Raw genomic sequence first — 24079 nt, forward strand, 5'->3', positions numbered from 1 at the left:
CTGGAAAGCTAGGTCGTCCTAGCCAAGCGTTCCGCGCTGGGCAATGAGCTTGTCCATGGCCCGGTAAAGATCGTTGATGAGGGTGTCCGCATGGTCCAGCCCGCTGGTGCGCAGCCGGGTTTCCAGGGTCTCGACAATCAGTGCTAACTCGGGGGTCCCGCAGTAGCGGCTGGCACCGTTCAGGTCGTGGACGCTGTCCAGCAGCGCTTCAATGTCGCGCTGCTGATGAGCGGCATCCATGGCTTGCCGCGTGGCGGGCAAATTGTCGATCAGGCGCTTGATCTGGGCCCGTGCAATGTCATCCTTGCCGCCGGCCAGGCGTGTACCCAGCGTCAGGTCGATTACCGGTAACGTGGCAGATGTCGAGGTTTCGCTGGGCAGCTTTTTAGTCGGCAGGGGCGCTGAATCCGGTGCGTCAATGCCCAGGAACCGGTTGAGCAATTGGTTCAAGTCATGTTCGTCTATCGGCTTGATAATCACGTCGTCCAGCCCTTCGGCCAGCCAGTGCTGACGCTCACTATTCAACGCGTGCGCGGTCACCGCAATGATCGGACAGCGGCTCCAGGCATTGCTGATGCGTCGCAGCGTCTGGGTGGCTTGGACACCATCCATCTCAGGCATGCGGATATCCATGAACACCATGTCAAACGTCTGCTCCCGACCAATCTTGATCGCTTCATGACCGCTTTCCGCCAAGGTAATGTGCCGACCGGGTGCCTCCAATAACGCACTGAGCAGTTGTCGGTTGGATGTATTGTCGTCGACAACCAATAATCGATACCCCTCGTCCGCGGCAGGTAACGCCGGAAGAGGAGCGTTTTGGAGGGAGGGGACTTCGCTGACCGACACCAATAGATGCGTCAGCGAGACAGCCAGTTGCGAACGGGTAAATGGCTTGCAAAGCAGCTCGCCTTTGAACGGAAAATCGAGTTTTGGCAGTTCAAAGCTTGACCCGTTGACCAGCACCAGTACGGGACACTCGGCGGCACGGATGATGTCCTGCCACTGGCTAAGCGCCTTGGGTTGTAAATCATCCTGGTCAAGACTGATGAGCAACAAATCGCTGGCCGCGTTGCTGGAAAGCGCGACCGGCATTGCTCCCCAGCGTTCCAGTAGATGATCCAGCACATGGCGCGTGGTGGTGTGTGGTTCGTGAACGCGGATGATCGGACCGTCAAGGCGCAGCTCTGGGCTGCGCTCGTCGGCGTGGGTGGCCTGGAGGGGCAGGGTAAAAGAGAACGTCGAGCCTTTATTCAGTTCGCTCTCGACGCTGATCTCGCCCCCCATACGGTGAATGAGCTGACGGCAGATGGTCAAGCCGAGCCCGCTGCCGCCAAACTGCCGGGGGTGGCTGGGCTCGGCTTGAGAAAAGGCGCTGAATAACTGTTGCTGGTGTTCTTCGCTCAGGCCGATGCCTGTATCGCTGACGCTGATATTCAGCACGACATGTTTGCCCGCATAGTGCTCCAGCATGACCCTGACGACCACATCGCCCTGATGGGTAAACTTGAGGGCATTGCTGAGCAGGTTATTGAGCACCTGGTGCAGTCTGAGCGGGTCGCCGCTGAGCGGTGTAGGCACATCGTCGTACACCATGGCCACCAGATGAAGGTGTTTACGCTGGGCTTCGGGGGCATGCAGGCCGAGAACCTCATCAACCAGCGTCACGATGTCGATATCGGCTTCTTCCAGGGTTAGCCGGTTGGCTTCCAGCTTGGAAAAGTCGAGCACATCGTTGACCAGCATGAGCAGGTTATCGCAGGCCCTATGCACGTGCTGTAGCCAATCGCGCTGGCGGGCATCCAGGGATGAACGGCCCAGTAGCCGACAAAATCCGATGATCCCGTTCAGTGGTGTACGGATCTCGTGACTCATGTTGGCGAGAAACTCCGACTTCACCGTATTGGCCCGCACCGCGCTGCGATGGGCCAAGTCGAGCTTGATATTCTGTTCTTCGATGGTCTCCATGGATTCCTGGAGTTCGCTGGTCGCCTGTTCGATTTGCGTTTGCATGTCATGTTTGGCGCTTTGGAGATGACGGGCAAGGGCATTGATCTGTTGGGCTAACCGGTTAAGCTCGACGGCGTCATGTGACATCGCCGTTTGCTCATAATCGCCCCGCGTCAGGCGATAAAGTGCATGGTTTGCCTCTTCAATGGGCCGCGTGACATAGCGGCTGATCGCAAAGGCAATCAGGAACAGGCAAAGCCCGAGAAGCATGCCGCCCAGGCTTAAACTGGCAATCATCTGATAGCGAGCAAGGTTTAGTGAATAGGTGTCAATCGTGGCTTCGAGCCACCCCGCTCGTGAGGGAGATTCGTTGCCTGTCGTCGACGCCTCCAGAGGAGCTTGCAAGCGCCATCCATCATCAGTGGTGACCAGTTGTGTGGTATCGGGATATGACGAGAGCGGTGATGCTGAGTTGGTGCGCCCGCGCACCATGAGACGGTTTTTTTGATTATCGAAGATGGTGACTGAACTGATGCTCGGCTGTGCCAGGAAGTCGGCAACGTGGGTGTCCAACTGATCAATATCTGTTTCCAGTAACGCCTCTGCCATGTCGGGGGCAATGGCGTGACTGGCGCTTACAATACGCTCCTCTAACAGCGCGTGGGCTTTTTGGTCGTTTTGGATGATGAGCAGTATCGCCATGCAGGCATAGACCACAAGCGGAAGGCCAAGCAGCGCAAAAAGAAGTCGCGTGTTCAAAGACATGAAAGCAGCCTGCTGATTCAAGAGGGTTACCTGTCCAGTGTACGTTAGCACCGATATAATGTAGGTAACGATCACGATAAGGAATTGATGCGATGGATTATCCCACGTTAGAAGAGGTGGTTGGCAACACGCCGTTGGTGCGTCTGAAGCGTATCAGCGCGGGGCGTAACAATACCCTCCTGGCGAAACTGGAAGGTAACAATCCGGCAGGGTCGGTGAAAGACCGGCCCGCGTTGTCGATGCTCAGCGAGGCAGAAGCGCGCGGCGATATTACGCCCGGCGACACGCTGATCGAGGCCACATCGGGCAATACCGGGATTGCCCTGGCGATGGCCGCTGCCATTAAGGGTTACCGCATGGTGCTGATAATGCCCGAGAGCGCATCCGAGGAGCGTAAGCAGGCCATGGCAGCATTCGGCGCTGAGCTGGTGTCGGCAAGTAAGGAAGGCGGCATGGAAGAAGCCCGGGATATTGCCGACGGCATGATCGCTCGGGGGGAGGGCAAGCCGCTCAACCAGTTCGCCAATCCGGACAATCCACTGGCCCACTATCGGACGACAGGCCCTGAAGTCTGGAGGCAGACGGGCGGCGAAGTCACCCATTTTGTCAGCTCCATGGGGACAACCGGTACCATCATGGGGGTATCGCGTTATCTGAAAGAGCAGAATCCTGCCATCCAGATTGTTGGCCTGCAGCCAGCAGATGGGGCGAGCATTCCGGGGATCCGGCGCTGGCCGCAGGAATATCTGCCAGCCATCTTTGAAGCGCCACGAGTGGATGCCACGCTGGATATTGCCCAGCACGAAGCCGAGGAGCACATGCGGCGTCTGGCGCGTGAAGAGGGTATTTTTGCGGGCGTCTCCTCCGGCGGGAGCCTGGCGGGCGCGCTGCGTATTGCCGAGCAGGTGGAAAATGCCGTGATCGTGTTTATCGTCTGCGATCGCGGAGATCGCTATCTTTCCACGGGCTTGTTTGCCCCGGAGGTATAGATGGCCATGCTGGGAAAACGGCGACCGCCGCGTCCCGCGTCGGGGCATTCCGGGCTGGCACGCCAACCCACGGCGAAACCCTCGAGCCAGTCTCCGCAAGAGTCAAACACGCTGGTGATAGAGCGCCTGGCGCATGACGGCCGGGGGGTGGCTCACAACGCCGAGGGCAAAACGGTTTTTATCGACCAGGCGCTACCCGGCGAGTACGTTGACGTGGCGGTTCACCAGACCCGCAAGCGCTACGACGAAGCGCACGTCAAAAATCTGCTGACCCCCTCGGCGCAGCGTGTTGCGCCGCCGTGCCCGCATTTCAGCCATTGCGGCGGCTGCGATCTTCAGCACATGACGGTGGCGGCGCAGCGCGAGCATAAAAGGGAGGTGGTTCGCGATTTAATGGCCCGCCAGGGAATCGAACTGGGTGAGATCGAATCGTTGCACGACGATGTTCAGGGCTACCGTCGGCGGGCGCGCCTGGGCGTTAAGGTCGATGCTGACGGCCATCCACGGCTGGGCTTTCGAGCGGCCCATTCTCACAGACTGATCGACATCGAACGCTGTGTGGTGCTGGTCGATGGGTTGCAAGCGCTGATTGCTCCCTTGCGCGATCTGCTGGCAACGCTGGATGCCCCGCGTCAGGTTGGGCATATCGAACTGCTGGCGACCGCCAGCCAACGGGTCGTTCTGGTTCGTCAATTGAAAGCCAATCCATCGGACGCCGAGCGCTGGCAGGCGTTTGCTGATCACCACCAAGTCGCTTTAGGCACCTGGTTAGGGCGTGAGAGCCCGAGACTGCATTGGTATGGTGCAGCGCCGGTACTGGAAGAGACCCTCGATAGGCCGGATGCGACGCCATTGACCCTTCATTTTGCGCCTGGTGACTTTTTACAAGTCAACGCCGCCGTGAATCAGCAGATGGTCAATACTGCCATGCATTGGCTGGCGCTTTCGCCCGGCCAACGAACGATGGACCTGTTCGCCGGTATCGGTAACTTCAGCCTGCCAATGGCAGCGGCCGGAGCATGTGTACATGCCGTGGAAGGCAGTCCTGCCATGGTCGAGCGGCTGGCGGATAATGCCCATCGAAATCGACTTGATGTGACGGGCCAACAGGCCGATCTCAGCGACCCGGATACCGTCGCCTCCCTGCTCAAGGCCGAAGGTCTGGAGGCACTGGTGCTTGACCCGCCACGTAGTGGGGCCGAGGTCATTTGCCAAGCACTGGCGCGCAATCCGGTTGCCAGGATAATGTATATTTCCTGTGATCCCGCCACGCTTGCCCGTGATGCGGCACATCTTGTGCATGCAGGTTACCGCATCAACCGCGTCGCAGTGGCCGACATGTTCATGCACACTGCACATATGGAAACGCTGATGCTGTTTGAACACACTAAGTGTGCCTAAAACGTCGTTAGCCTCGGCAGCGGTGTCGCAAACGGCTGCCTCGAATGGATGAGAATCGTCATGGTAAAAGTGCGTGAAGACCAGCCGCTAACTGACAGCGGAACGGTGGACTTGCAGAAATGGTTATCTCGCCTGCAAGAAGACGTGCGTCTTCCGGAACCAGCGCGTTTACGCGAGGCCTGTGAGCTTGCTCAAACCCTGGAGCTCGAGGCGCCCAGGTCACACCGTGTGTGGCTGACGCCGGGTTCCAGCTTTCGTATGGGCCTGGAGATGGCCGACATCCTGGGGGAACTCAAGCTCGACCAGTCAACGTTGGAAGCAGCCGTTCTCTATCGTGCGGTGCGAGAAGGCCTGTTGAGTTTGGAGGGAGTCACCAAGCGCTTCGGCGATGAGGTGGCCAACCTCATCGATGGTGTCTTGCAGATGGCCGCGATCAGCTACCCGCTGGCCCCCAACCATGGCATGGGCCAGCACAACCAGCAGGAAAACCTGCGCAAGATGCTGGTCAATATGGTCAGTGACGTGCGCGTGGCGCTGATCAAAATTGCCGAGCGTACCTGTGCCCTGCGCCAGGTCAAAGATGCGCCCCGTGAAAAGTGCCAACAGGTCGCCCGGGAAGTGGCCGATATCTATGCACCGTTGGCGCACCGCCTGGGTATTGGCCAGCTCAAGTGGGAGCTGGAAGACCTCTCGTTTCGTTATCTCCACGAAGATGAATACAAAGCGATTGCCAAGCTACTGGCGGAAAAACGCCTTGACCGGGACCGCTATATCAATGATGTCGTAGAGACCTTGAAAGGCTTGATGGAAGCTCAGAACATCCACCATTACGATGTCGATGGGCGCGCCAAGCACATCTATTCGATCTGGCGCAAAATGAAGCGCAAGCGGATCGATTTTTCCCAGGTTCACGACGTACGCGCCGTACGTATCCTGGTGCCTGAAGTGGCCGATTGCTACACGGTATTGGGGATTGTTCATTCCCGTTGGCATCACGTACCCAACGAGTTTGACGACTACATTGCCAACCCCAAGAAAAACGGCTACCAGTCGCTGCACACGGCTGTGATGGGACCGGAAAACAAGGTTCTGGAAATTCAGATTCGCACCTTTGCGATGCACGACGAAGCCGAGCTAGGGGTCTGTGCCCACTGGCGCTACAAGGGCCACGACACCAACGCCAAGAGCCGCAGCTACGAGGAAAAAATCGCCTGGCTGCGCCAGGTGCTCGAGTGGCAGGACGAGGTTGGCGGTTTTGGCGACCTGCGCGAAGGGCTTTCAAGTGATGTCGCCCCGGACCGCATCTACGTGTTTACCCCCGATGGCCACGTGATCGATTTGCCACGGATCGCCACGCCTATCGATTTCGCCTATCGCGTGCACACTGAAATTGGACACCGTTGCCGCGGGGCCAAGGTCAATGGCCGTATCGTGCCGCTTACCTACAAGCTGAAATCCGGTCAGCAGGTCGAAATTCTTACAGCGACAAAAGGCGGGCCAAGCCGGGACTGGCTCAACCCGAGTCTTGGCTATGTGCGCACCTCCCGGGCCCGGGCGAAGATCCAGGCCTGGTTCAAGTACCAGGCCCGCGATCAAAACCTGGACGAAGGTCGCGTGCTTTTTGATCGTGAAATGCGCCGCCTAGATGTCGATGGGCTCGATCTTTCCAAGCTGGCCAAAGCGGTTAATTACCAAACGCCGGATGACATGTACGCCGCCTTGGGAGCGGGCGACTTGCGCATTGGACAGGTTCTTCACCAGGCCCAGCAGCTGTTTGGTGAAACCGATGACCAGGACCAGCTCGACCGACTGCTGGCCAAGCCCAAGCGTCAGTCCAGCAAGGCGACCAAAAGCGATATTACCGTGCTGGGGGTCGGCAACCTGAAAACCAGCATGGCGAACTGCTGTCGCCCGGTTCCCGGCGAACCCATCGTCGGTTTCATTACCCAGGGTCGCGGCGTGACGGTACATCGCCAGGATTGCAGCAACATCCTGCAATTGCGCCTGGACGAACCCCAGCGCATTATTGAGGTGGAGTGGGGTGAGCGCGCCGAGACGCGGTATCCGGTAACTATCGAGATCCAGGCCTGGGACCGTTCAGGCCTGCTGCGCGATGTCACCGGTCTGCTGGGCAACGAAAAAGTCAACGTGCTGGCGGTGAATACGCTGACCGACACTGACGAAGGTATTGCCCGGCTTCGCATTACCCTGGAAGTCGATGGTCTGGAAGCGCTGGGGCGTCTTTTCTCTCGTATTCAGCAATTGCCCAATGTGACCGAGGTGCGTCGCCTGCGCGACACCGACCCGGACAAGACAACGCGGGGGGGAAGGGGCTGATGCGTTACTCGCTGGATGATTTGCTCACCCTGATGCAGGTGCTTCGAGACCATGAGCAGGGCTGCCCCTGGGATATCAAGCAGGATTGGGACAGCATCGTGCCGCACACTCTTGAAGAAGCCTACGAAGTGGCCGATGCCATCGAACGCCGCGCTTTTGATGAATTGCCCGGCGAGCTGGGCGATCTGTTGTTTCAGGTGGTTTACTACGCCCAGTTCGGGGCGGAAGAGCAGCGCTTCGATTTCCATGACATTATCGATACGCTCACCGACAAGATGTTGCGTCGCCACCCGCATGTCTTCCCCGACGGCACCTTGAACTCACGTCGACCACCGGGGGTCAGTGCCAGGGACGTACAGACACAGCAGGTGAATAGCCGCTGGGAATCGCTGAAAGCCGCAGAACGTGACGAAAAGGCGCGTGCTGACAGGGCAGGCGTACCTGCCTCGGTGCTTGATGACGTGCCCCGAGCCCTGCCCGCACTTAGCCGTGCGGCCAAGCTTTCCAAACGCGCGGCAAGGGTGGGCTTTGACTGGCCGGATTACCATGGCGTTCTGGCCAAGATCCGCGAAGAGCTTGATGAAGTGGAAGAGGCCCTTGCCGCAGGCGACCAGCAGCACGCCCATGAAGAAGTCGGTGATCTGCTGTTTGCCGTCACTAATTTAGCACGCACGCTAGGGGCCAACCCGGAACAGTGCCTGCGCGCGACCAATGCCAAATTCGAGCGGCGCTTTCGCTACGTAGAGGGCGAACTCAGCGCTGCCAAGCGGCCACTCGCCGAGGCCACGCTGGACGAGATGGAAGCCCACTGGCAGGCAGCCAAAGCCGAAGACACCCAATAACGTCGTTATCAACCGTTTATACGCGACCCCTGCAAGGAGGCCACGCCATGAGCCATGATCTACACGAATCGCTACGCGATAACGTGCGTATTCTGGGCGACAGCCTGGGGCGTACCATTGCCGACGACCTAGGCCAATCATTTGTCGATAAAATCGAAACCATTCGTGCCCATGCCAAGCAGGGGCGGCAGGGTGATTCGCTACAGCAACGTGATTTGATTGAATACCTGCGTCAGCTACCTGAGCAGGATTTGCTGCCCGTCACCCGTGCTTTCAACCAGTTCCTCAATCTCGCCAATATCGCCGAGCAGCACTACCGGGCGCGATTCCGCCGTGTTGAAGACTACAAGCCAGGCTCGCAGCCGGTGCTGGGCGAGCTGCTCAAGCGCGCCGAGCAGGCAGGCAACTCGCCGCGCAAGCTGGTCGAGAGCCTTGCCAATATGCGGGTTGAACTGGTGCTCACCGCGCACCCTACCGAAGTCATTCGCCGCACGCTGATTCAAAAGTACGATGCCATCGACGACTGCCTGACGGCCATTGAAGGTTCTGATGACTACCCTGAGCGTGGTGCCCGCGCACAGGGGCGGCTGGAGGAACTGATCAGTCAAGCCTGGCATACCGACGAGATTCGCCATGAACGACCCACGCCCGTCGATGAGGCCAAGTGGGGCTTTGCCGTGATTGAAAATTCGCTGTGGCAGGCGGTGCCTGACTTTCATCGTGATCTGGACAACCTGCTGCTCGATACCGCTGGCGAACGCTTGCCGCTGGACGCCGCGCCCATTCGCTATGCCTCCTGGATGGGAGGTGACCGGGATGGCAACCCGAACGTCACGGCCAAGGTCACCAAAGAAGTGCTTCTTTTGGGGCGTTGGATGGCAGCAGACCTCTACCTGCGTGACCTTGAGCAACTCAAGACCGAGCTCTCCATGTGGAAGGCCAATAGCGCCCTTAAAGCCGAAGCGGGCGACGTGGCAGAGCCTTACCGCGAAGTACTGAAGCGCCTGCTGGCGAAAATGGAGTCCACTCGCGACTGGGCCAAGGCCGAGCTGGAGGGGCATAACTATGACGGCGGGCCGATTATCGAAACCCGCGACCAGCTGTATGCGCCCTTGCTGGCCTGCTACCGTTCTCTGTGCGATGTGGGCCTGGACACCATCGCCAACGGAGCGCTGCTGGACACCCTGCGCCGGGTGGCGGTCTTCGGCGTCACGCTGACCAAGCTCGACCTGCGTCAGGAAGCTAGCCGTCATGCCCAGGTAATGGAAGAGCTGACCGACGCGCTGAACCTGGGTCACTACCGCGAGTGGGATGAAGCCCAGCGCCAGGAATTTTTACTGGCCGAACTTGAATCGCGGCGGCCGCTGATCCCGCGCCGCTGGGAGTGTTCGGCAGAATCCCGCGAGGTGCTCGATACCTTCAAGGTGGTCGCCCAGGAGCACAGTGAAGCGCTGGGGACCTACATCATCTCCATGGCGGCTGAACCGTCAGACGTGCTTACCGTAGCGCTGTTGATGAAAGAGGCCGGCGGCAACGTGACCCTGCCGATTGCACCGCTGTTCGAAACCCTGAACGACCTGGATCACGCAGGCGACGTGATCGACCAACTGCTGGCGCTGCCGGGCTATCGCAAGCTGATGCGCAAGGGCCAGGAGGTGATGATTGGCTACTCGGATTCTGCGAAGGACGCCGGGCAGCTGGCCGCCGCCTGGGCCCAGTACCGCGCTCAGGAGTCGTTGGTCAATGTGTGTGAGCGCCATGGTGTCGACCTCACCCTGTTTCATGGCCGCGGTGGCACCGTTGGCCGTGGCGGCGGCCCCGCCCACGCGGCGATTCTTTCCCAGCCGCCTGGCTCGGTGAACGGCAGCCTACGGGTGACTGAACAGGGCGAGATGATTCGCTTCAAGTTTGGTCAGCCCGATATTGCCCTGCGTTCGATGGAAATTTATGCCTGTGCGGTGTTGGAGGCCACGCTGCTGCCGCCGAGGGCACCCGAACCGCACTGGCGCGAAGAGATGGACCAGCTTTCCAGCGTTGCCCACGCCGCCTATGTTGGCGTTGTGCGTGAAGACCCGGACTTTGTACCTTACTTCCGTTCGGTAACACCGGAAGGCGCACTGGGTAGGCTGCCGTTGGGCTCGCGGCCAACTAAACGCCGCCAGGATGGTGGGGTGGAGACACTCCGCGCGATTCCGTGGATTTTTGCCTGGACGCAGATACGTCTGATGCTGCCCGCATGGCTGGGTAGTGGCGAGGCGTTCTCGCACCGGCTGGCGCAGCCGGGCGGGCGCGAAGTGCTACAGGAAATGCGCAACGAGTGGCCGTTCTTCGGCACCTACCTCGATATGCTGGAAATGTTGTTGGCCAAAGCCGACGTGGCGATTGCTGCCTACTACGAGCATCGCCTGGTGGACGAGCCTTCGTTGAAGGCATTGGGTAAACAGTTGCGTGAGCGGTTCGCACGGCTGGAAGAGTCCGTGCTGGATATTCTGCAGCAGGAGGAACTGCTGGAAAATACGCCGCTGATTCGTCAGGCGATTGATGTGCGTAACCCCTATATCGATCCGCTCCACGGCTTGCAGGCGGAGCTCTTGCAGCGTAATCGTGACGCCGACGGGGCTATCAGCGCTGATCTTTCAAGAGCACTGATGGTTACCATGGCGGGGATTGCGGCTGGTCTACGTAATACGGGCTAGTTTTTATCACCATCAGCGTTTTTGTCACCATCAGGAGACGTCAATGTCATCAGATGCTCAAGCGGTACTCGATTTCTGGTTTGAGGCCTTGACGCCTGCGCAGTGGTTTAAAAAAGACCCCGAGATGGATCAGGTGATCCGGGAGCGGTTTGGCACTCTGCATGCCCAGGCAGCGCAGTGCGAGTGTTACGCCTGGCGGAAAACGCCCCAAGGGCGGCTCGCGGAGATCATCGTGCTGGATCAGTTCTCGCGCAATATCTATCGCGACGACGCCAGTGCCTTTGCCACCGATACCTTGGCGCTGGCGCTGGCTCAGGAAGCGGTGGCCGCTGGCGCCGATGCTGAGTTATCCAGTGAGCAGCGGGCGTTTCTATATATGCCCTATATGCATAGCGAGTCTGCGACAATTCACGAGCGGGCGATGGAGCTGTTTAACCAGCCTGGGTTGGAGAAAAACCTCGACTTTGAAGTGCGCCACAAAGCGATTATTGATCGCTTTGGGCGCTACCCGCACCGCAATGCGCTTCTGGGGCGGGAGTCTACCGACGAGGAACTGGCGTTTCTGAAGCAGCCCGGGTCGTCTTTTTAACCGTTTATTTATCTCTTTCAGCCACATGGCGTTCTATGACGTTACGAAAATCTACCCGTATCAATAAATATATCAGCGAGAGCGGCCTGTGCTCACGGCGGGAAGCCGACCGTTTTGTGGAGCAGGGCAACGTCTGGATTAACGGTCGCCGGGCGACCACCGGTGATCAGGTGGTGGCAGGCGATCGGGTCAAGGTGAACGGCCAGGATATCGAGCCCCAGGAAGAGGAAGATCTCGTCCTCATCGCGCTCAATAAACCGGTGGGTATTGTCTGTACCACGGAGCCGAGCGAAAAAGACAACATTGTCGATTTTGTAAAACACGGCACGCGCATTTTTCCCATTGGCCGGCTGGATAAAGACTCCCAGGGACTGATCCTGCTCACCAATAATGGCGACCTGGTGAACAAGATTCTGCGTGCCAACAATCACCATGAAAAGGAATACCGGGTAACGGTTAACAAGCCGATTACCGATGACTTTATTCAAGGGATGCAGAACGGGGTGCCCATCCTTGGCCAGGTCACTAAAAAATGCCAAGTGGAGAAGGTATCCACCTTCGAGTTCACGATAACGCTGGTGCAAGGGCTGAACCGCCAGATTCGCCGCATGTGTGACTATTTCGGCTATGACGTCACCCAGCTCATTCGCACGCGCATCATGAATGTGTCGCTAAAGGGCCTGGCGCTGGGTGACTGGCGCGACTTGACCCCGAAAGAGATCGCGACGCTTGAGGCGTTAACCGCCAGTTCAGAGGCCAAGCCCGCGCCGCCGTCTGCTCCAAAGCGTTCGGGCGGTCAGAACAAATCCCGGAAAAATGCGGCGGGTACGCCGGGCAAGCGTGGCGGTAAATCCGGTGACAAAACGCCGAGCAAAAGGGCGGGAAAACGCACTGCCAGCGGGTCGGGGCGGCCCAAGGCCAAAAGCGCTGGCGGCAAACCAGCGCTTAAAGGCAAGTCGAGTGGGGTTCCTTCCGGCCGGAAAGCAGCCGGACAGGGCAAGCCTGTGAAAAAAAAGCCGGTTAAAGGAAAGCCGGCCCCCCGCCGAAAGTAGTGGCGATGGCGTCAGGCTGCATAGGCAAACAGGAAATTGCCAATCAGCTCCTTGCCGCCCTCGGTTGCAAACGATTCCGGATGGAACTGAATGCCGTGGATGGGATAGTCCCGGTGTTTAACGCCCATCAACTCAAACTCGCCGACCGCCTGCCAGCGGCTACGCTGTTCAAAGTTGTCCGCCGCCAGGGCGCCAACCGTGGCGGTCACTTCCAGGCACTCGGGCAGGGTGGTCGCATCGGCAATCAGTGAGTGATAGCGCATCACTTCAAGCTGGTCGGGCACGCCGTTAAATACCGAATGGTTGTTGTGGTTGATGGGACTGATCTTGCCGTGCATGGGTAGCGGCGCCTTGACCACCTGGCCGCCGAACACGTGCACAATGCCCTGCATACCCAGACAAACTCCCAACAGCGGGGTGGTCTTGCCAAGCTTTTCTATCACCTCGGCACAGACGCCAAAGTAACGCGGGTCATCCGGTGAACCGGGGCCGGGGGAGATAATAATGCGGTCCGGCGCCATGGCTTCAATCGCTTTGAAGTCGATCTGGTTGTTGCGCTTAACGAGTATCTCGAAATGGGGCACCTTACCGCGATTTTTTTCCGTGGTCAGAATCTCACCGATGAACTGGTAAAGGTTATAGGTGAAGGAGTCGTAATTATCGATGATCAGTACCTTCATGCTTGGCTCTCCATGTCCGTCTCCATAAAGGGGGCAAGGGCTTTGCGGGTGCCGGCAAACTTGCGGCGAATCTCTTCGTATTCATCCGCAGCATTACTGTCAAAGACGTTACCGCCGCAGGTTTGCACATAGGCGCGCTCGCCGTTCACGAAAACGGTACGGATGGGAATCGCAAAGGTGCAGTCGCCGTTGAACGAGAACTGGCCCACGGCGCCGCCGTAGGGGCCGCGCCCATCGGTCTCCAGATCGTCGATGATTTTCATGGCTTCGATCTTGGGCGCGCCGGTGAGGGTGCCCGCCGGGAAGTTGCTGGCCAGGGCACTGAACATGTCGTCACCTTCGGCGATAATGCCGACAATTTCGCTTGAGATATGCTGAACGTGGCTGAAACGCTTGATATCCATCAGGCTGCGCACCTTTACCGTGCCAAACTGTGCCACCCGGCCAATATCATTGCGGTGCAGATCGACGATCATATTGTGCTCGGCGATCTCTTTGGGGTCATTGAGCAGAGCCCGGGCAAGCTGGGTATCCTCTTGAGGCGTTTGACCACGAGTTGTTGTGCCCGCCAGCGGGAACGTCTCCATTTCGCCCTGGCGCAGCCGGAATAGAAGCTCGGGGCTGGCGCCAATCAGCTTCTGATCGCCAAACTTGACGTAGTACATCTGCGGCGAGGGATTAATGGTGCGGAGCTGGTCATACAGCGCCAGGGTATCGCCCTGAATCCGGAAGCGCTTTTTAAAGCCGACCTCGCACTGGAAGACCTTGCCGTCGATGATGTCCTGTTTCACCTTGGCCACGGCCTCGGCGTGCTCCGCCTGGCTCATGGTATCGCCCAGGGCCGTGATATGCAGCGGGCCGGGCGGCGCGTCCTCGGCGTCAATCAGCGTCTGCAGGAACTCGTAGCGGCTATTGTCGTAGTAAAAATAGATAACCTCACCGGTCATCTTGTCGAGAATCAGTCCATCTTTATAGAGCCCGAACCGGAACGTATCGAAATCATCGCTGGCTTTTAACGTCAGCGATGGCTCGAAGTACTGCATCGCGTCGTAACCGAGGTAACCGCTTAATCCGCCGGCGTATTTACGCGAAATAATATTCTGCGGGATGAGGCTGCGCAGCAGTTCATATGGGTTATCGCTCGGATAGTGGTTGGCATGGCCGTCGCGGTCTTCGATCGTCAGCGTCTTGCCATTGGCATAGAGCGTGTATTCTGGGTCAAAGCCGATGATCGAGTGGCGCGCCATGTGGCTATCTTCGCCCAGCGACTCCAGCATGTAGCAGTTAGTAAACTGCCGCTCGATTTTTTGAAACAGGGCAAAAAAGTCGCAGTCCGCCGCCAGCGTCACATAGTGCGGCTTGCGCGGCAGCGTAAACGGCTCAGGCCCTGTCGATGCATGCGTATCAGCAGTGGTCATGATCAATCATTCCGTGAAGTGGGTAGCGAAGAAAGCGGCGATGTTGAAGAGGGCAACGTGGCCAAGGCGCGGGAGCCCCGTGACACCGTAGCGATTCCCACACCCAGTGTTTCGGCAATTTTGCGGTGTGGCACACCCTCGCGTAGCAGCTTAAAAATCTGTAGGCGCTTGCTGATTTCTTGATACTCTGCAGGGGTCAGCAGGCTGGCAAGCGCTTCATCCATTGCCTCTGGAGAGTCGATGGCAAGCAAGTGGCGAACCAGCTCCGCCTGGTAATCATCGTTTGAAAGCATGGTTTGAAGACATCGTGTGCCACCGGGTAATAGATAATGTACTAGCGTACTAGTACGATACTGTTTGCTTCAGTGAAGTCAAGCTACTTTAAAAAATTCAAGGAGTCTCGATGACCGCGTACTTTATCCAGGCGTTTATTTATCTTGTGGCGGCGGTGATTGCTGTTCCCCTTGCAAAACGCTATGGGCTTGGCTCGGTACTGGGCTACCTGATGGCCGGTGTGGTCATTGGCCCGATACTGGGTCTGGTGGGGCAGGAAACGACCACGATTCAGCACTTTGCCGAATTTGGTGTGGTGATGATGCTGTTTTTGGTCGGTCTGGAGCTTGATCCGAAAGGGCTCTGGGCCATGCGCGTACGCCTGGTCGGTCTTGGCGGACTGCAGGTAGGCTTGACCACGGTGGCAGGCACAGCCATTGCCTGGTGGCTGGGGCTTACGTGGCAAACCTCGCTCGCTATCGGCTTGCTTTTCGCATTGTCCTCGACAGCGATTGTGCTGCAAACCCTGAGTGAAAAGGGCCTGGAAAAAACCGAGGGAGGCCGCAGCGCCTTCTCCGTGTTGCTGTTCCAGGACATCGCGGTCATTCCGATGCTGGCGCTGATTCCCCTGCTGGCGCTGCCAGCGTTGATGGGGGCAGGTGATGATCGCGCCAGTCATGCGGGCATAAGCCTGGTGGCGCACTTGCCGGGCTGGGCGTACGCCCTGGTGGTGGTCGCGGCGATCGGCAGCGTGATTGCCGGGGGTTACTACCTGGTACCGAAACTATTTCGTTACGTGGTGAGCTCCGGCTTGCGTGAAGTGTTCACGGCGACGGCGCTGATGCTCGTCATCGGTATCGCTGCCCTCATGAGCCTGGTGAACCTTTCCCCGGCACTGGGGGCGTTTCTGGGCGGTATCGTACTGGCCAACAGCGAATTCAAGCATGAGATCGAAGCCAATATCGATCCGTTCAAGGGGCTTCTGCTGGGCCTGTTCTTTATCACCGTCGGCGCGGGGATCGACTTTCAGGTACTGGCCTCGCAGTGGGACACGGTGCTGGTACTTGGCGTCGTGGTGATTGCCGTCAAGGCAACCATTCTGCTCGTTTTGGCGTTACTGTTTCGAGTGCGTGGCAGCAACGGTTGGCTGTTTACCCTGAGCCTTGCCCAGGCCGGTGAATTCGGGTTCGTGCTGTTGACCTACAGCGTGCAGAATAGCGTGATTCCCGTCGAGATTTCCCAGGTGCTGTCGTTGGTCATTGCGCTGTCGATGTTCCTGACGCCGCTGCTGTTCATCGCCTACGACCGCTTGGTGCTGCCACGCTATCGCCGGGTCAAGAACGACGGGCGCCAGCCCGATGCCATCGACGAGCAGGCGCCGGTAATCGTCGCGGGCGTGGGACGCTTCGGGCAGATCATTTGCCGCCTGCTGCGCGCCAACAATATGCCCATCGTCGCACTCGATCACGAGCTCGAGCAGATCGAGAACCTGCGGCGAATCCGTATCAAAAGCTATTTCGGCGATGCCAGTCGCTCAGATCTACTGGAAACCGCCGGTATCGAACAGGCGCGCCTGCTGGTCGTGGCCATTGATGACCGCAAGCGTGCTGTTGATATGGTCAACTACGTCAAGCATTATTACCCCCATGTGTGGGTGCTGGCCCGGGCATTTGACCGTGGCCATGGTTATCAATTGCGCGAGGCCGGTGCCGACGACATCGTCAGCGAAACCTACCATTCCGCGCTGGAGATGGGCGGTCATGCACTGACGGCCATGGGGGTCCACCCGATGCGCGCCAAGCAGATGACCTGGGCATTTGTGCAGAACGAGGAGGCCCACGAGGACGAACTGTTCGATGCCTGGAAAGAGATCGAGGAAGGCATCAACTTCAGCCCTCGCTACGGCGAGCTTTTCATGAAGCTGGAAGAAGCCCTGAACAGCGCCATGCAGCAGGATTGGCCAGAGCCTCAGCGTGAAGATGTACCGATCTGGACGCCGCCTGTGCCGACGGAGGATAGTGATGAAAAACGCTAGAACGGCAGATGCAATGAAGCGCTGAGCATATTGAGATGATCAAGAGTGGGGTCATCGACCCGCTCGTATTCCAGGCGGCTGACGAGACGGTCGACGGTGAGAGTGGCGCCAAACCCTTGCAGTAGGGCGGTGCCGCTTTCATCAATGCCTTGCATTGGCCGGTAGCTTTCACCGCGCCACTCGGTAAGCCCTGATTTGGCGTAGATGCTGAATGCTCCCATACGCAAACCTGCCACCACAGCGCCACCTAGGCTGAGGGTGTCCATGATCAACGGCTTAATACTTGATGAGATAGGCACTTCTTCGCTCTCGCGGTAGGCCAGTTCAGCGCCGATATCCAACTGGGGCAACTGCCATGGGCTGAAGCCGGCGGTTAACCGGAAGCCGCTGGTGTAACTGTCGATACTGCTCAGGTCGCTGCCTTCGAGGATGACGCCATTGTCCAGTTGCATTAACTCACTTTGCGGCAAGGCATACGAAGTGGCGGGCGCGAGCTCGTCAGCATGGGCGCCAGCATATGGCACGGCGCAAAAGAGGAGGGTGCTTGCCAAGCGTTTCATTGGCATTTTTCTTACACCTAGAAGCGTAAAGTGAAGGCAGACCTTTTAAGCGTAGCAACGGGCCTTGATTTCTACCAATTTAATTGCGCCATTGACCAGGTTTTCGACCAGGTGCTTGCCCATCTGGGTAAAGCGGTCGCCGAACACCCAGGCTGGGGAGAGTACCGCCGTCCGTGGAATCTGCTCTTTATGTCGTTGGCGCTGGCGCCATTCCAGGGCTGTATCGCTCCAGTCATCGAGGTGTTGAATGTGAAAGCCCTTTGATTCGAGCAGATGGACTAGTGCGTCCTGGGTAAGCAAATGGGAATGCGCTGTCGAATCCGCCCAGGGTACGGGGTAGACAAGGTCTTCCACGTTGGGACCGCTGATCACTTCGTGCATCACCAGTTGACCGTTAGCGCTCAGCACGCGGTGACATTCATCCATCACCCTGGCCGCGTCAGGCATGTTGAGCAGGCTGTGCTGGAAGACCACTGCATTGAAACACCCCGACTCAAACGGCAATGCACAGGCGTCAGCAGTGATCGAGACAAGCGGCGGGCTGCCTGCCAGTGCGCTAAGGGATTGGTTGAGAACGTTAAACCGATGGGTAATATCAAGGCCGACCATGTGATAACCCAGCGCCGCTCCCTGGCGCATTAGCCCGCCCAGACCAGCGCCTATATCCAGCACGCGTGTGGGGGCAACGGGATCAATCAGGTTCAGCAACCTGGCGGACGCCGCCATACCGCCAATATGCAGTTGGTCCAGGGGAGCAAGCTGGGGCAGCGTCGGTCCGTCAGGGTAATGGGCCCGGATTTGTTCAAGCACTTCGCGGTCACGAAGTGCTTGATGGTAATGCGTCACCAGGGGCGAGTGGAAAGCCATTTGATGCTCCTTCGCTAGCCGAAGAGCTGCCAGCGCGTGCCGCTAGTCGTCTAACCCGAGCTCTTGAATGGAAATCTCGCGCATTTTGAATTTCTGGATCTTGCCGGTGACGGTCATCGGGAATTCATCGACGAATTTGAAGTAGCGCGGAATCTTGAAGTGGGTGATCTTGCCCTTGCAGTACTCGCGCAGTTCTTCCCCAGTGACCTCATCGGCGGTGCTGTTGAGCTTGACCCAGGCAATCAGCTCTTCCCCATACTTCTTGTCCGGCACACCGGTCACCTGCACTTCTGATATGGCCGGGTGGGCGTAAAGAAACTCTTCGATCTCCTTGGGGTAAACATTCTCGCCGCCGCGAATCACCATGTCCTTGATGCGACCGACGATCTGGACATAGCCCTCTTCATCCATGGTGGCTAAGTCGCCGGTATGCATCCAGCCCGCTTCGTCAATCGCTTCAGCGGTGGCTTTGTCGTTGTTCCAGTACTTCAACATGACGCTGTAGCCGCGAGTACACAACTCGCCGATTTCGCCACGGGGCAGAATGCCGCCGTTGCCGGGGTCAACGATTTTGGTTTCCAGGTGCGGCTGGGTACGTCCGACGGTCGAAACGCGCTTGTCAATGCTGTCATCGGCGCCGGTCTGGGTGGATACCGGGCTGGTTTCGGTCATGCCGTAGGCGATTTGCACGCCCTTCATGTTCATCTTGCTGATGACCTGCTTCATGATCTCGGCAGGGCAGATGGAACCCGCCATGATACCGGTGCGCAGCGACGAAAGGTCGGTGCTTGCAAAGTCCGGATGGTCAAGCTCGGCGATAAACATGGTGGGCACGCCGTACAGTGCGGTGGCTTTCTGTTCGTGTACTGCCTTGAGAACAGTGCCGGGGTCAAAGCCTTCATCCGGGTAGATCATGGCCGCACCATGGGTCATGCAGCCCAGGTTGCCCATCACCATGCCAAAGCAGTGATAAAGCGGCACCGGGATCACCAGGCGGTCTTCGCTGGTAAAGCCCATGCTTTCAGCAACGAAGAAACCATTGTTGAGAATGTTGTGGTGGGAGAGCGTCGCCCCTTTGGGGAAGCCCGTGGTACCGGAGGTGTACTGAATATTGATCGCGTCGTCGAACTGGAGCGTGGCCTGCAGGTCGTCAACGTCGGTTTGGCTGACGTGGCGAGACGCTTCCATCATGTCGGCCCAACGCCACATACCGGGGTGTTTATCGGCACTTAAATTAATCACGCACTCAAGCTCGGGCAGCTTTTGTGACGTCAACTGGCCTTCGGCACAGGTGTTCAGTTCTGGCGCCAGTTCATACAGCATGGCGCTGTAGTCAGATGTTTTGAAACGGTTCGCCGTCACCAGAAAGCGTGCGCCGGATTGATTCAGCGCGTACTCCAGCTCATGGGTGCGGTAGGAGGGGTTAATATTGACCAGAATGGCGCCAATTTTGGCCGTGGCGAACTGGGTGACGGTCCATTCGCTGCAGTTAGGCGCCCAGATGCCCACGCGATCGCCCTTTTTGACGCCGATAGCCAGCAGGGCACGGGCACAGCGATTCACTTCATCCTGAAGCTCGCGGTAGCACCAGTGAATATTCTGGTGTAATGCAATCAAGGCGTCGTTATCCGGGTACTGCGCGGCGATCTGGTCGAATTTATCGCCAATGGTCATGCCCAGCAGTGGCTTGTCGGCGGTGCTGCTGGTGTAGCTTGGCAGCGTGAGTGCAGGTGATGCCATGGTATCTCTCCAAATATTATTGTCTTGTCCGAGCGAAGGCCGCGACTGTTTGTTGTTTGTTATGAGCTGGCGCGACCTTTTGCCAGGGCGACTTTAGAGCTGGGCTTGCGGCCTAACTCGCCGGTAATCCAGTAGCCGGTATCGATCACGGCCTGCAGGTCGATGCCTGTTTCTATGTCTAGCCCTTCAAGCAGGTAGAGTACGTCTTCGGTGGCGACATTACCGGAGGCGCCCTTGGCGTAGGGGCAGCCACCGAGGCCAGCCGTGGCCGCATCGATCACGCTGATGCCTTCTTCCATTACCACGTACAGGTTCGCCAGCGCCATGCCGTAGGTATCGTGGAAATGAGCTGCCAGGAACTCAACGGGCACCTGCTGGCGTGTCGCCTCAATCATTCGCTTGGCAGCCAATGGGGTGCCCACGCCAATGGTGTCGCCCAGTGAAATTTCGTAGCAGCCCATGTCGTAAAGTGCCTTGGCTACCTCGGCTACCTTGCCAGGCGCTATCTCGCCTTCGTAAGGACAGCCCAACACGCAAGACACATAGCCGCGAACTCGAATACCGGCCTCCCGGGCGCGTTTCAGTACCGGTTCAAAGCGCGCCAGTGATTCGGCAATCGAGCAATTGATATTTTTTTGCGAAAACGCTTCTGATGCGGCGCCAAAGACGGCCACTTCGTCAACGCCCGTTTCCAGCGCGTTCTCCAGGCCTTTCAGGTTGGGCGTCAATGCAGAATAGACCACGCCTGGCTGACGATGGATGCCGGTCATTACCTCAGTTGCATCGCCCATTTGCGGCACCCACTTGGGTGACACAAAGCTGGCGGCTTCGATATGCGTCATACCCGCGTTGGCGAGGCGTTCGATCAGGGCGATTTTGGTCGCAGCAGGCACGATGGCCCCGGGCTCGTTTTGCAGGCCGTCCCTGGGGGCCATTTCAAACAGCTTGACGGAGGTTGGCAATGCCATTGAGAGCTCCTTTATTCGTTGGCTGCAAAGTCGAGCAGCACATCGCCCTGGTTGACGGTATCACCTGCCTGGAAGTGGAAGGCCTCCACGCTGCCGTCTGCAGGTGCGGTCATGGTGTGCTCCATCTTCATGGCTTCCATGACCATCAGCGGCATGCCTTTTTCAACGGCAATACCGGACTCCACCAGCAGGGCAACGACGGTGCCGTTCATCGGTGCAGTGAGAGTGGATTCCGCTTCGTGGTGACCATGATCGATGGCATCAATACGCCGCCAGAACAGCCGGGTTTCTCCGTTAGGGTCAGCCATCACCACGACATGCCCATCCCGGCGCGCCTGCAGGCGGCGGCGGTGGCCGTTAAGGGTGACGGCGACCGCATCGCCGGCCAGCGGCTGCAGGCTGGCGGTGAGGGTGTCATCGCCAATGGTCAGGTTCCATAACGCTTCGCCTGCGTTGCGTTTGCCTTCCACAATCACCACTGACTCATCGCTGTCAGCGGCTTTGATATCTGCCGGGTCACACAGGGCAATACGAATAGTGTGGGGTGCGTTAAGGCGGAAGCCGTCGTGGCGATCCCAGGGGGAGTCGCTTTCACACTCCTGGGCGAGTTGGTGCAGACCAATCAGCGCCGCACTGGCGTAGGCCTCAATGCTGTGGTGGCGCGGTGCGAAAAGCGTGGCTTCGTTGCGCTCGATAAAGCGCGTATCCAGCTCCACGTTCTTGAAACCAGGGTGGGTCGCCAGGCGCATCAGGAAGGCACGGTTGGTAACCACCCCTTGAACGTCCAGCGCAGCAAGGGCGCGGTTAAGCGTCGCCAGCGCCGCATCGCGGTCGGGGCCGTGCACAATCAGCTTGGCGAGCATGGGGTCATAGTGCATCGACACTGTATCGCCGCTCTCCACACCGCTATCCAAGCGAACCTGGTCGGCGTTCAAGCCTGCGCCTTCCAGATCCAGTGCAAAGCGGGTAAGCAGACCGGTGGCGGGTATGAAATCCTGGTCCGGGTCCTCGGCGTAAAGTCGTGCTTCAAAACTGTGGCCAGTGATGGTTAGTTCATCTTGTTGACACGGGAGCCGTTCCCCCATGGCAACACGCAGTTGCCACTCGACCAGATCCTGACCGGTGATCTTTTCGGTCACCGGGTGCTCGACCTGGAGGCGGGTGTTCATTTCCATGAAGTAGAAGGAACCGTCCGCGTCTAAAAGGAACTCCACGGTGCCCGCACCCACGTAGCCGATCTCTTTTGCGGCACGCACTGCGGCATCGCCCATGGCACTGCGCAGTTCCGCCGTCATGCCGGGAGCAGGGGCTTCTTCGATCACCTTTTGATGACGACGCTGAACGCTGCAGTCACGCTCGAACAGGTAAACCCCGTTGCCATGGCGGTCGCAGAATACCTGCACTTCCACATGGCGTGGCTGCACCAGGTACTTCTCGATCAGCATGCGGTCGTCGCCGAAGGCAGCTTTGGATTCACGGCGACAGCCATCCAATGCAGCCTGGAAACCATCGCCCGATTCAACAACGCGCATGCCTTTGCCACCGCCACCCGCGCTGGCTTTGAGCATGACCGGGTAGCCGATCTTGTCAGCCTCGGTACGTAGCAGGGTGTCGTCCTGGTCATCACTATGGTAGCCAGGCACCAGCGGAACGCCGGCATTGGCCATGCGCGCTTTGGCGGCGGATTTATCGCCCATGGCTGCAATGGCCGAGGCGGGCGGCCCCACAAAGGTAATGCCCGCTTCTTCAAGCGCTTTAACGAAGCTGCCGTTCTCGGAAAGAAAGCCGTAGCCGGGGTGAATCGCACCGGTACCGGTGCGCTTGGCAGCGTCAATCACCGCGTCAATATTGAGGTAGCTTTCCCGCGCGGCGGCAGGGCCCAAGCGCACGGCCTCGTCGGCTTCACGTACATGGCGGGCGCTGGCATCGGCGTCTGAATAGACGGCGACGGTTTTTAATCCCATGCGGCGCGCCGTGCGCATCACTCGGCAGGCGATTTCGCCGCGGTTGGCGACCAGTAGGGTGTCAAAAGGTGTCGTGCGAGCGGCGTTGTCAGCTTTTTCGTCTTTTGCGATGGTAGATGAGTGACTCATGAGCGACGCTCCGAAGCGTTAGATGTGTTATTAGATTCGGCCCAAACGGGGCGGCGCTTTTCAAAGAAGCTGGATAATCCCTCCTGGCCTTCCTGGCTTACCCGCAATCTGGCGATGACCTGGCAGGTGTGTTCTCGAGTGGCGTCGCTATCCGGGGACTGGACGACGCTAGCCAACAACGCTTTGGTGGCAAGCTGGGCCTGGGGTGAGCCAGCCAATAGCGTTGCCAGCATGGCATCGACAGCGTCATCCAACGCATCAAGCTCAACCACTTGGTGGGCCAAACCGAGCGCGAGCGCCGTTGGGGCATCCATCACTTCCGCTGTTAACGCATAGCGACGCATCTGGCGCTCGCCTAATGCACGCTGCACGTAGGGGCTGATGACGGCAGGCGAAAGCCCAATCTTGACTTCCGAGAGGCAGAACTTGGCTTTCACGGAGGCAACCACCACATCGCAGCAGGCGGCAAGGCCTACGGCACCGCCAAAGGCAGCGCCTTGCACACGACATAGCGTGGGGCAGGGCAACGTATCCAAACCGTGCATCAGCGTGGCGAGCTTGCGGGAATCAGCAAGGTTGTCCTTCAGGTCGTAATCGACCATGCGCTTCATCCAGTTCAAGTCAGCACCTGCCGAAAAGCTCTTGCCTTCTGAGCCCAGTACGACCGCGCGCACTTCGCCCGCTTCAGCAAGCACATGTAGCCGGTTGAGGTGTTCATTCAGCTCGGCGATCAGGCTATCGTCGAAGGCGTTATGCACCTCTGGGCGGTTCAATGTCAGGCGCGCCACGCCCTTTTCAATCATCAGTGTTGAGTAAGCCATGGT

The 24079-nt window shown here is 58.5% G+C and carries 18 protein-coding genes; 8 read left to right on the plus strand and 10 right to left on the minus strand.

Annotated features, from left to right (window positions below):
• Positions 1-18: 18 nt before the first annotated feature.
• Complete coding sequence (locus QC816_RS04860) at positions 19-2715, minus strand: ATP-binding protein (protein ID WP_309781237.1); 2697 nt, start codon at positions 2713-2715, stop codon at positions 19-21.
• Between the two features lie 92 nt (positions 2716-2807).
• Between QC816_RS04860 and cysM the strand changes: the two genes are divergently transcribed.
• From cysM to rluF, 7 genes are read left to right on the plus strand one after another with little or no spacing between them, the layout of a single operon-like run.
• The gene (cysM, locus tag QC816_RS04865; protein ID WP_186255542.1) at positions 2808-3704 is read left to right on the plus strand and encodes a cysteine synthase CysM; all 897 of its coding nucleotides are present in this window, start codon (positions 2808-2810) and stop codon (positions 3702-3704) included.
• Positions 3705-5105 carry a TRAM domain-containing protein gene (locus tag QC816_RS04870; RefSeq protein WP_264823254.1) on the plus strand — a complete coding sequence of 467 codons (1401 nt, stop codon included), beginning with the start codon at positions 3705-3707 and terminating at the stop codon, positions 5103-5105. It begins immediately after the preceding gene.
• Positions 5106-5165: 60 nt separating this feature from the next.
• Positions 5166-7442 carry a GTP diphosphokinase gene (gene relA / locus QC816_RS04875; protein ID WP_309781238.1) on the plus strand — a complete coding sequence of 759 codons (2277 nt, stop codon included), beginning with the start codon at positions 5166-5168 and terminating at the stop codon, positions 7440-7442.
• On the plus strand, positions 7442-8284 hold the full coding sequence (mazG, locus tag QC816_RS04880; protein WP_309781239.1) for a nucleoside triphosphate pyrophosphohydrolase: 843 nt from the start codon (positions 7442-7444) through the stop codon (positions 8282-8284). The genes relA and mazG overlap by 1 nt, the downstream gene beginning before the upstream one ends.
• Positions 8285-8331: 47 nt before the next feature.
• On the plus strand, positions 8332-10980 hold the full coding sequence (ppc, locus tag QC816_RS04885) for a phosphoenolpyruvate carboxylase (protein WP_085918778.1): 2649 nt from the start codon (positions 8332-8334) through the stop codon (positions 10978-10980).
• A 43-nt stretch (positions 10981-11023) separates the two neighbouring features.
• Positions 11024-11569, plus strand: a complete 546-nt coding sequence (locus QC816_RS04890) for a DUF924 family protein (RefSeq protein WP_085918777.1) — start codon at positions 11024-11026, stop codon at positions 11567-11569.
• Between the two features lie 35 nt (positions 11570-11604).
• Positions 11605-12621 carry a 23S rRNA pseudouridine(2604) synthase RluF gene (rluF, locus tag QC816_RS04895; RefSeq protein WP_309781241.1) on the plus strand — a complete coding sequence of 339 codons (1017 nt, stop codon included), beginning with the start codon at positions 11605-11607 and terminating at the stop codon, positions 12619-12621.
• An 11-nt stretch (positions 12622-12632) separates the two neighbouring features.
• Here rluF and QC816_RS04900 read toward each other — a convergent pair whose 3' ends face one another.
• The 3 genes from QC816_RS04900 to QC816_RS04910 are packed head-to-tail and all read right to left on the minus strand — an operon-like array spanning position 12633 to position 15012.
• Positions 12633-13301, minus strand: a complete 669-nt coding sequence (locus tag QC816_RS04900) for an anthranilate synthase component II (RefSeq protein ID WP_085918775.1) — start codon at positions 13299-13301, stop codon at positions 12633-12635.
• A complete protein-coding gene (locus QC816_RS04905) occupies positions 13298-14719 on the minus strand; it encodes an anthranilate synthase component I family protein (protein ID WP_309781242.1) in 1422 nt (473 codons plus the stop codon). The genes QC816_RS04900 and QC816_RS04905 overlap by 4 nt, the downstream gene beginning before the upstream one ends.
• 2 nt (positions 14720-14721) lie before the next feature.
• Positions 14722-15012 (minus strand): Trp family transcriptional regulator, encoded by a 291-nt coding sequence (locus QC816_RS04910; protein WP_309781244.1) that lies wholly within the window; start codon positions 15010-15012, stop codon positions 14722-14724.
• Between the two features lie 110 nt (positions 15013-15122).
• On the opposite strand from QC816_RS04910, the gene QC816_RS04915 reads away from it, so the two are divergent.
• A complete protein-coding gene (locus QC816_RS04915; protein ID WP_309781246.1) occupies positions 15123-17027 on the plus strand; it encodes a monovalent cation:proton antiporter-2 (CPA2) family protein in 1905 nt (634 codons plus the stop codon).
• On the opposite strand, the gene QC816_RS04920 is transcribed toward QC816_RS04915, so the two are convergent.
• Genes QC816_RS04920 through QC816_RS04945 form a run of 6 tightly spaced genes read right to left on the minus strand, consistent with a single transcriptional unit; the run spans position 17024 to position 24076 of the window.
• Positions 17024-17593, minus strand: coding sequence for a hypothetical protein (locus QC816_RS04920; RefSeq protein WP_085918771.1), 570 nt, complete (start codon positions 17591-17593; stop codon positions 17024-17026). The genes QC816_RS04915 and QC816_RS04920 overlap by 4 nt on opposite strands.
• A 39-nt stretch (positions 17594-17632) precedes the next feature.
• Entirely contained in the window at positions 17633-18454 is an 822-nt protein-coding gene (locus tag QC816_RS04925; protein WP_309781247.1) for a class I SAM-dependent methyltransferase, read from the minus strand.
• Positions 18455-18496: 42 nt separating this feature from the next.
• A complete protein-coding gene (locus tag QC816_RS04930) occupies positions 18497-20194 on the minus strand; it encodes an AMP-binding protein (protein ID WP_309781248.1) in 1698 nt (565 codons plus the stop codon).
• 59 nt (positions 20195-20253) lie between these two features.
• Positions 20254-21162, minus strand: coding sequence for a hydroxymethylglutaryl-CoA lyase (locus tag QC816_RS04935; RefSeq protein WP_309781249.1), 909 nt, complete (start codon positions 21160-21162; stop codon positions 20254-20256).
• An 11-nt stretch (positions 21163-21173) separates the two neighbouring features.
• Positions 21174-23255 (minus strand): acetyl/propionyl/methylcrotonyl-CoA carboxylase subunit alpha, encoded by a 2082-nt coding sequence (locus QC816_RS04940; RefSeq protein WP_309781250.1) that lies wholly within the window; start codon positions 23253-23255, stop codon positions 21174-21176.
• Positions 23252-24076 carry an enoyl-CoA hydratase/isomerase family protein gene (locus QC816_RS04945; RefSeq protein ID WP_309781252.1) on the minus strand — a complete coding sequence of 275 codons (825 nt, stop codon included), beginning with the start codon at positions 24074-24076 and terminating at the stop codon, positions 23252-23254. Before QC816_RS04945 ends, QC816_RS04940 begins: the two co-directional genes overlap by 4 nt.
• Positions 24077-24079: the final 3 nt, after the last annotated feature.

The sequence above is a fragment of the Vreelandella janggokensis genome (assembly GCF_031451615.1).
GTDB classification, from domain to species: Bacteria; Pseudomonadota; Gammaproteobacteria; order Pseudomonadales; family Halomonadaceae; genus Vreelandella; species Vreelandella janggokensis.

Coding starts and splice junctions, on each gene's coding strand:
- QC816_RS04860 (WP_309781237.1), bottom strand. CDS start 2,715: ATGTCTTTGAACACGCGACTTCTTTTTGCGCTGCTTGGCCTTCCGCTT.
- cysM (WP_186255542.1), top strand. CDS start 2,808: ATGGATTATCCCACGTTAGAAGAGGTGGTTGGCAACACGCCGTTGGTG.
- QC816_RS04870 (WP_264823254.1), top strand. CDS start 3,705: ATGGCCATGCTGGGAAAACGGCGACCGCCGCGTCCCGCGTCGGGGCAT.
- relA (WP_309781238.1), top strand. CDS start 5,166: ATGGTAAAAGTGCGTGAAGACCAGCCGCTAACTGACAGCGGAACGGTG.
- mazG (WP_309781239.1), top strand. CDS start 7,442: ATGCGTTACTCGCTGGATGATTTGCTCACCCTGATGCAGGTGCTTCGA.
- ppc (WP_085918778.1), top strand. CDS start 8,332: ATGAGCCATGATCTACACGAATCGCTACGCGATAACGTGCGTATTCTG.
- QC816_RS04890 (WP_085918777.1), top strand. CDS start 11,024: ATGTCATCAGATGCTCAAGCGGTACTCGATTTCTGGTTTGAGGCCTTG.
- rluF (WP_309781241.1), top strand. CDS start 11,605: ATGACGTTACGAAAATCTACCCGTATCAATAAATATATCAGCGAGAGC.
- QC816_RS04900 (WP_085918775.1), bottom strand. CDS start 13,301: ATGAAGGTACTGATCATCGATAATTACGACTCCTTCACCTATAACCTT.
- QC816_RS04905 (WP_309781242.1), bottom strand. CDS start 14,719: ATGACCACTGCTGATACGCATGCATCGACAGGGCCTGAGCCGTTTACG.
- QC816_RS04910 (WP_309781244.1), bottom strand. CDS start 15,012: ATGCTTTCAAACGATGATTACCAGGCGGAGCTGGTTCGCCACTTGCTT.
- QC816_RS04915 (WP_309781246.1), top strand. CDS start 15,123: ATGACCGCGTACTTTATCCAGGCGTTTATTTATCTTGTGGCGGCGGTG.
- QC816_RS04920 (WP_085918771.1), bottom strand. CDS start 17,593: ATGCCAATGAAACGCTTGGCAAGCACCCTCCTCTTTTGCGCCGTGCCA.
- QC816_RS04925 (WP_309781247.1), bottom strand. CDS start 18,454: ATGGCTTTCCACTCGCCCCTGGTGACGCATTACCATCAAGCACTTCGT.
- QC816_RS04930 (WP_309781248.1), bottom strand. CDS start 20,194: ATGGCATCACCTGCACTCACGCTGCCAAGCTACACCAGCAGCACCGCC.
- QC816_RS04935 (WP_309781249.1), bottom strand. CDS start 21,162: ATGGCATTGCCAACCTCCGTCAAGCTGTTTGAAATGGCCCCCAGGGAC.
- QC816_RS04940 (WP_309781250.1), bottom strand. CDS start 23,255: ATGAGTCACTCATCTACCATCGCAAAAGACGAAAAAGCTGACAACGCC.
- QC816_RS04945 (WP_309781252.1), bottom strand. CDS start 24,076: ATGGCTTACTCAACACTGATGATTGAAAAGGGCGTGGCGCGCCTGACA.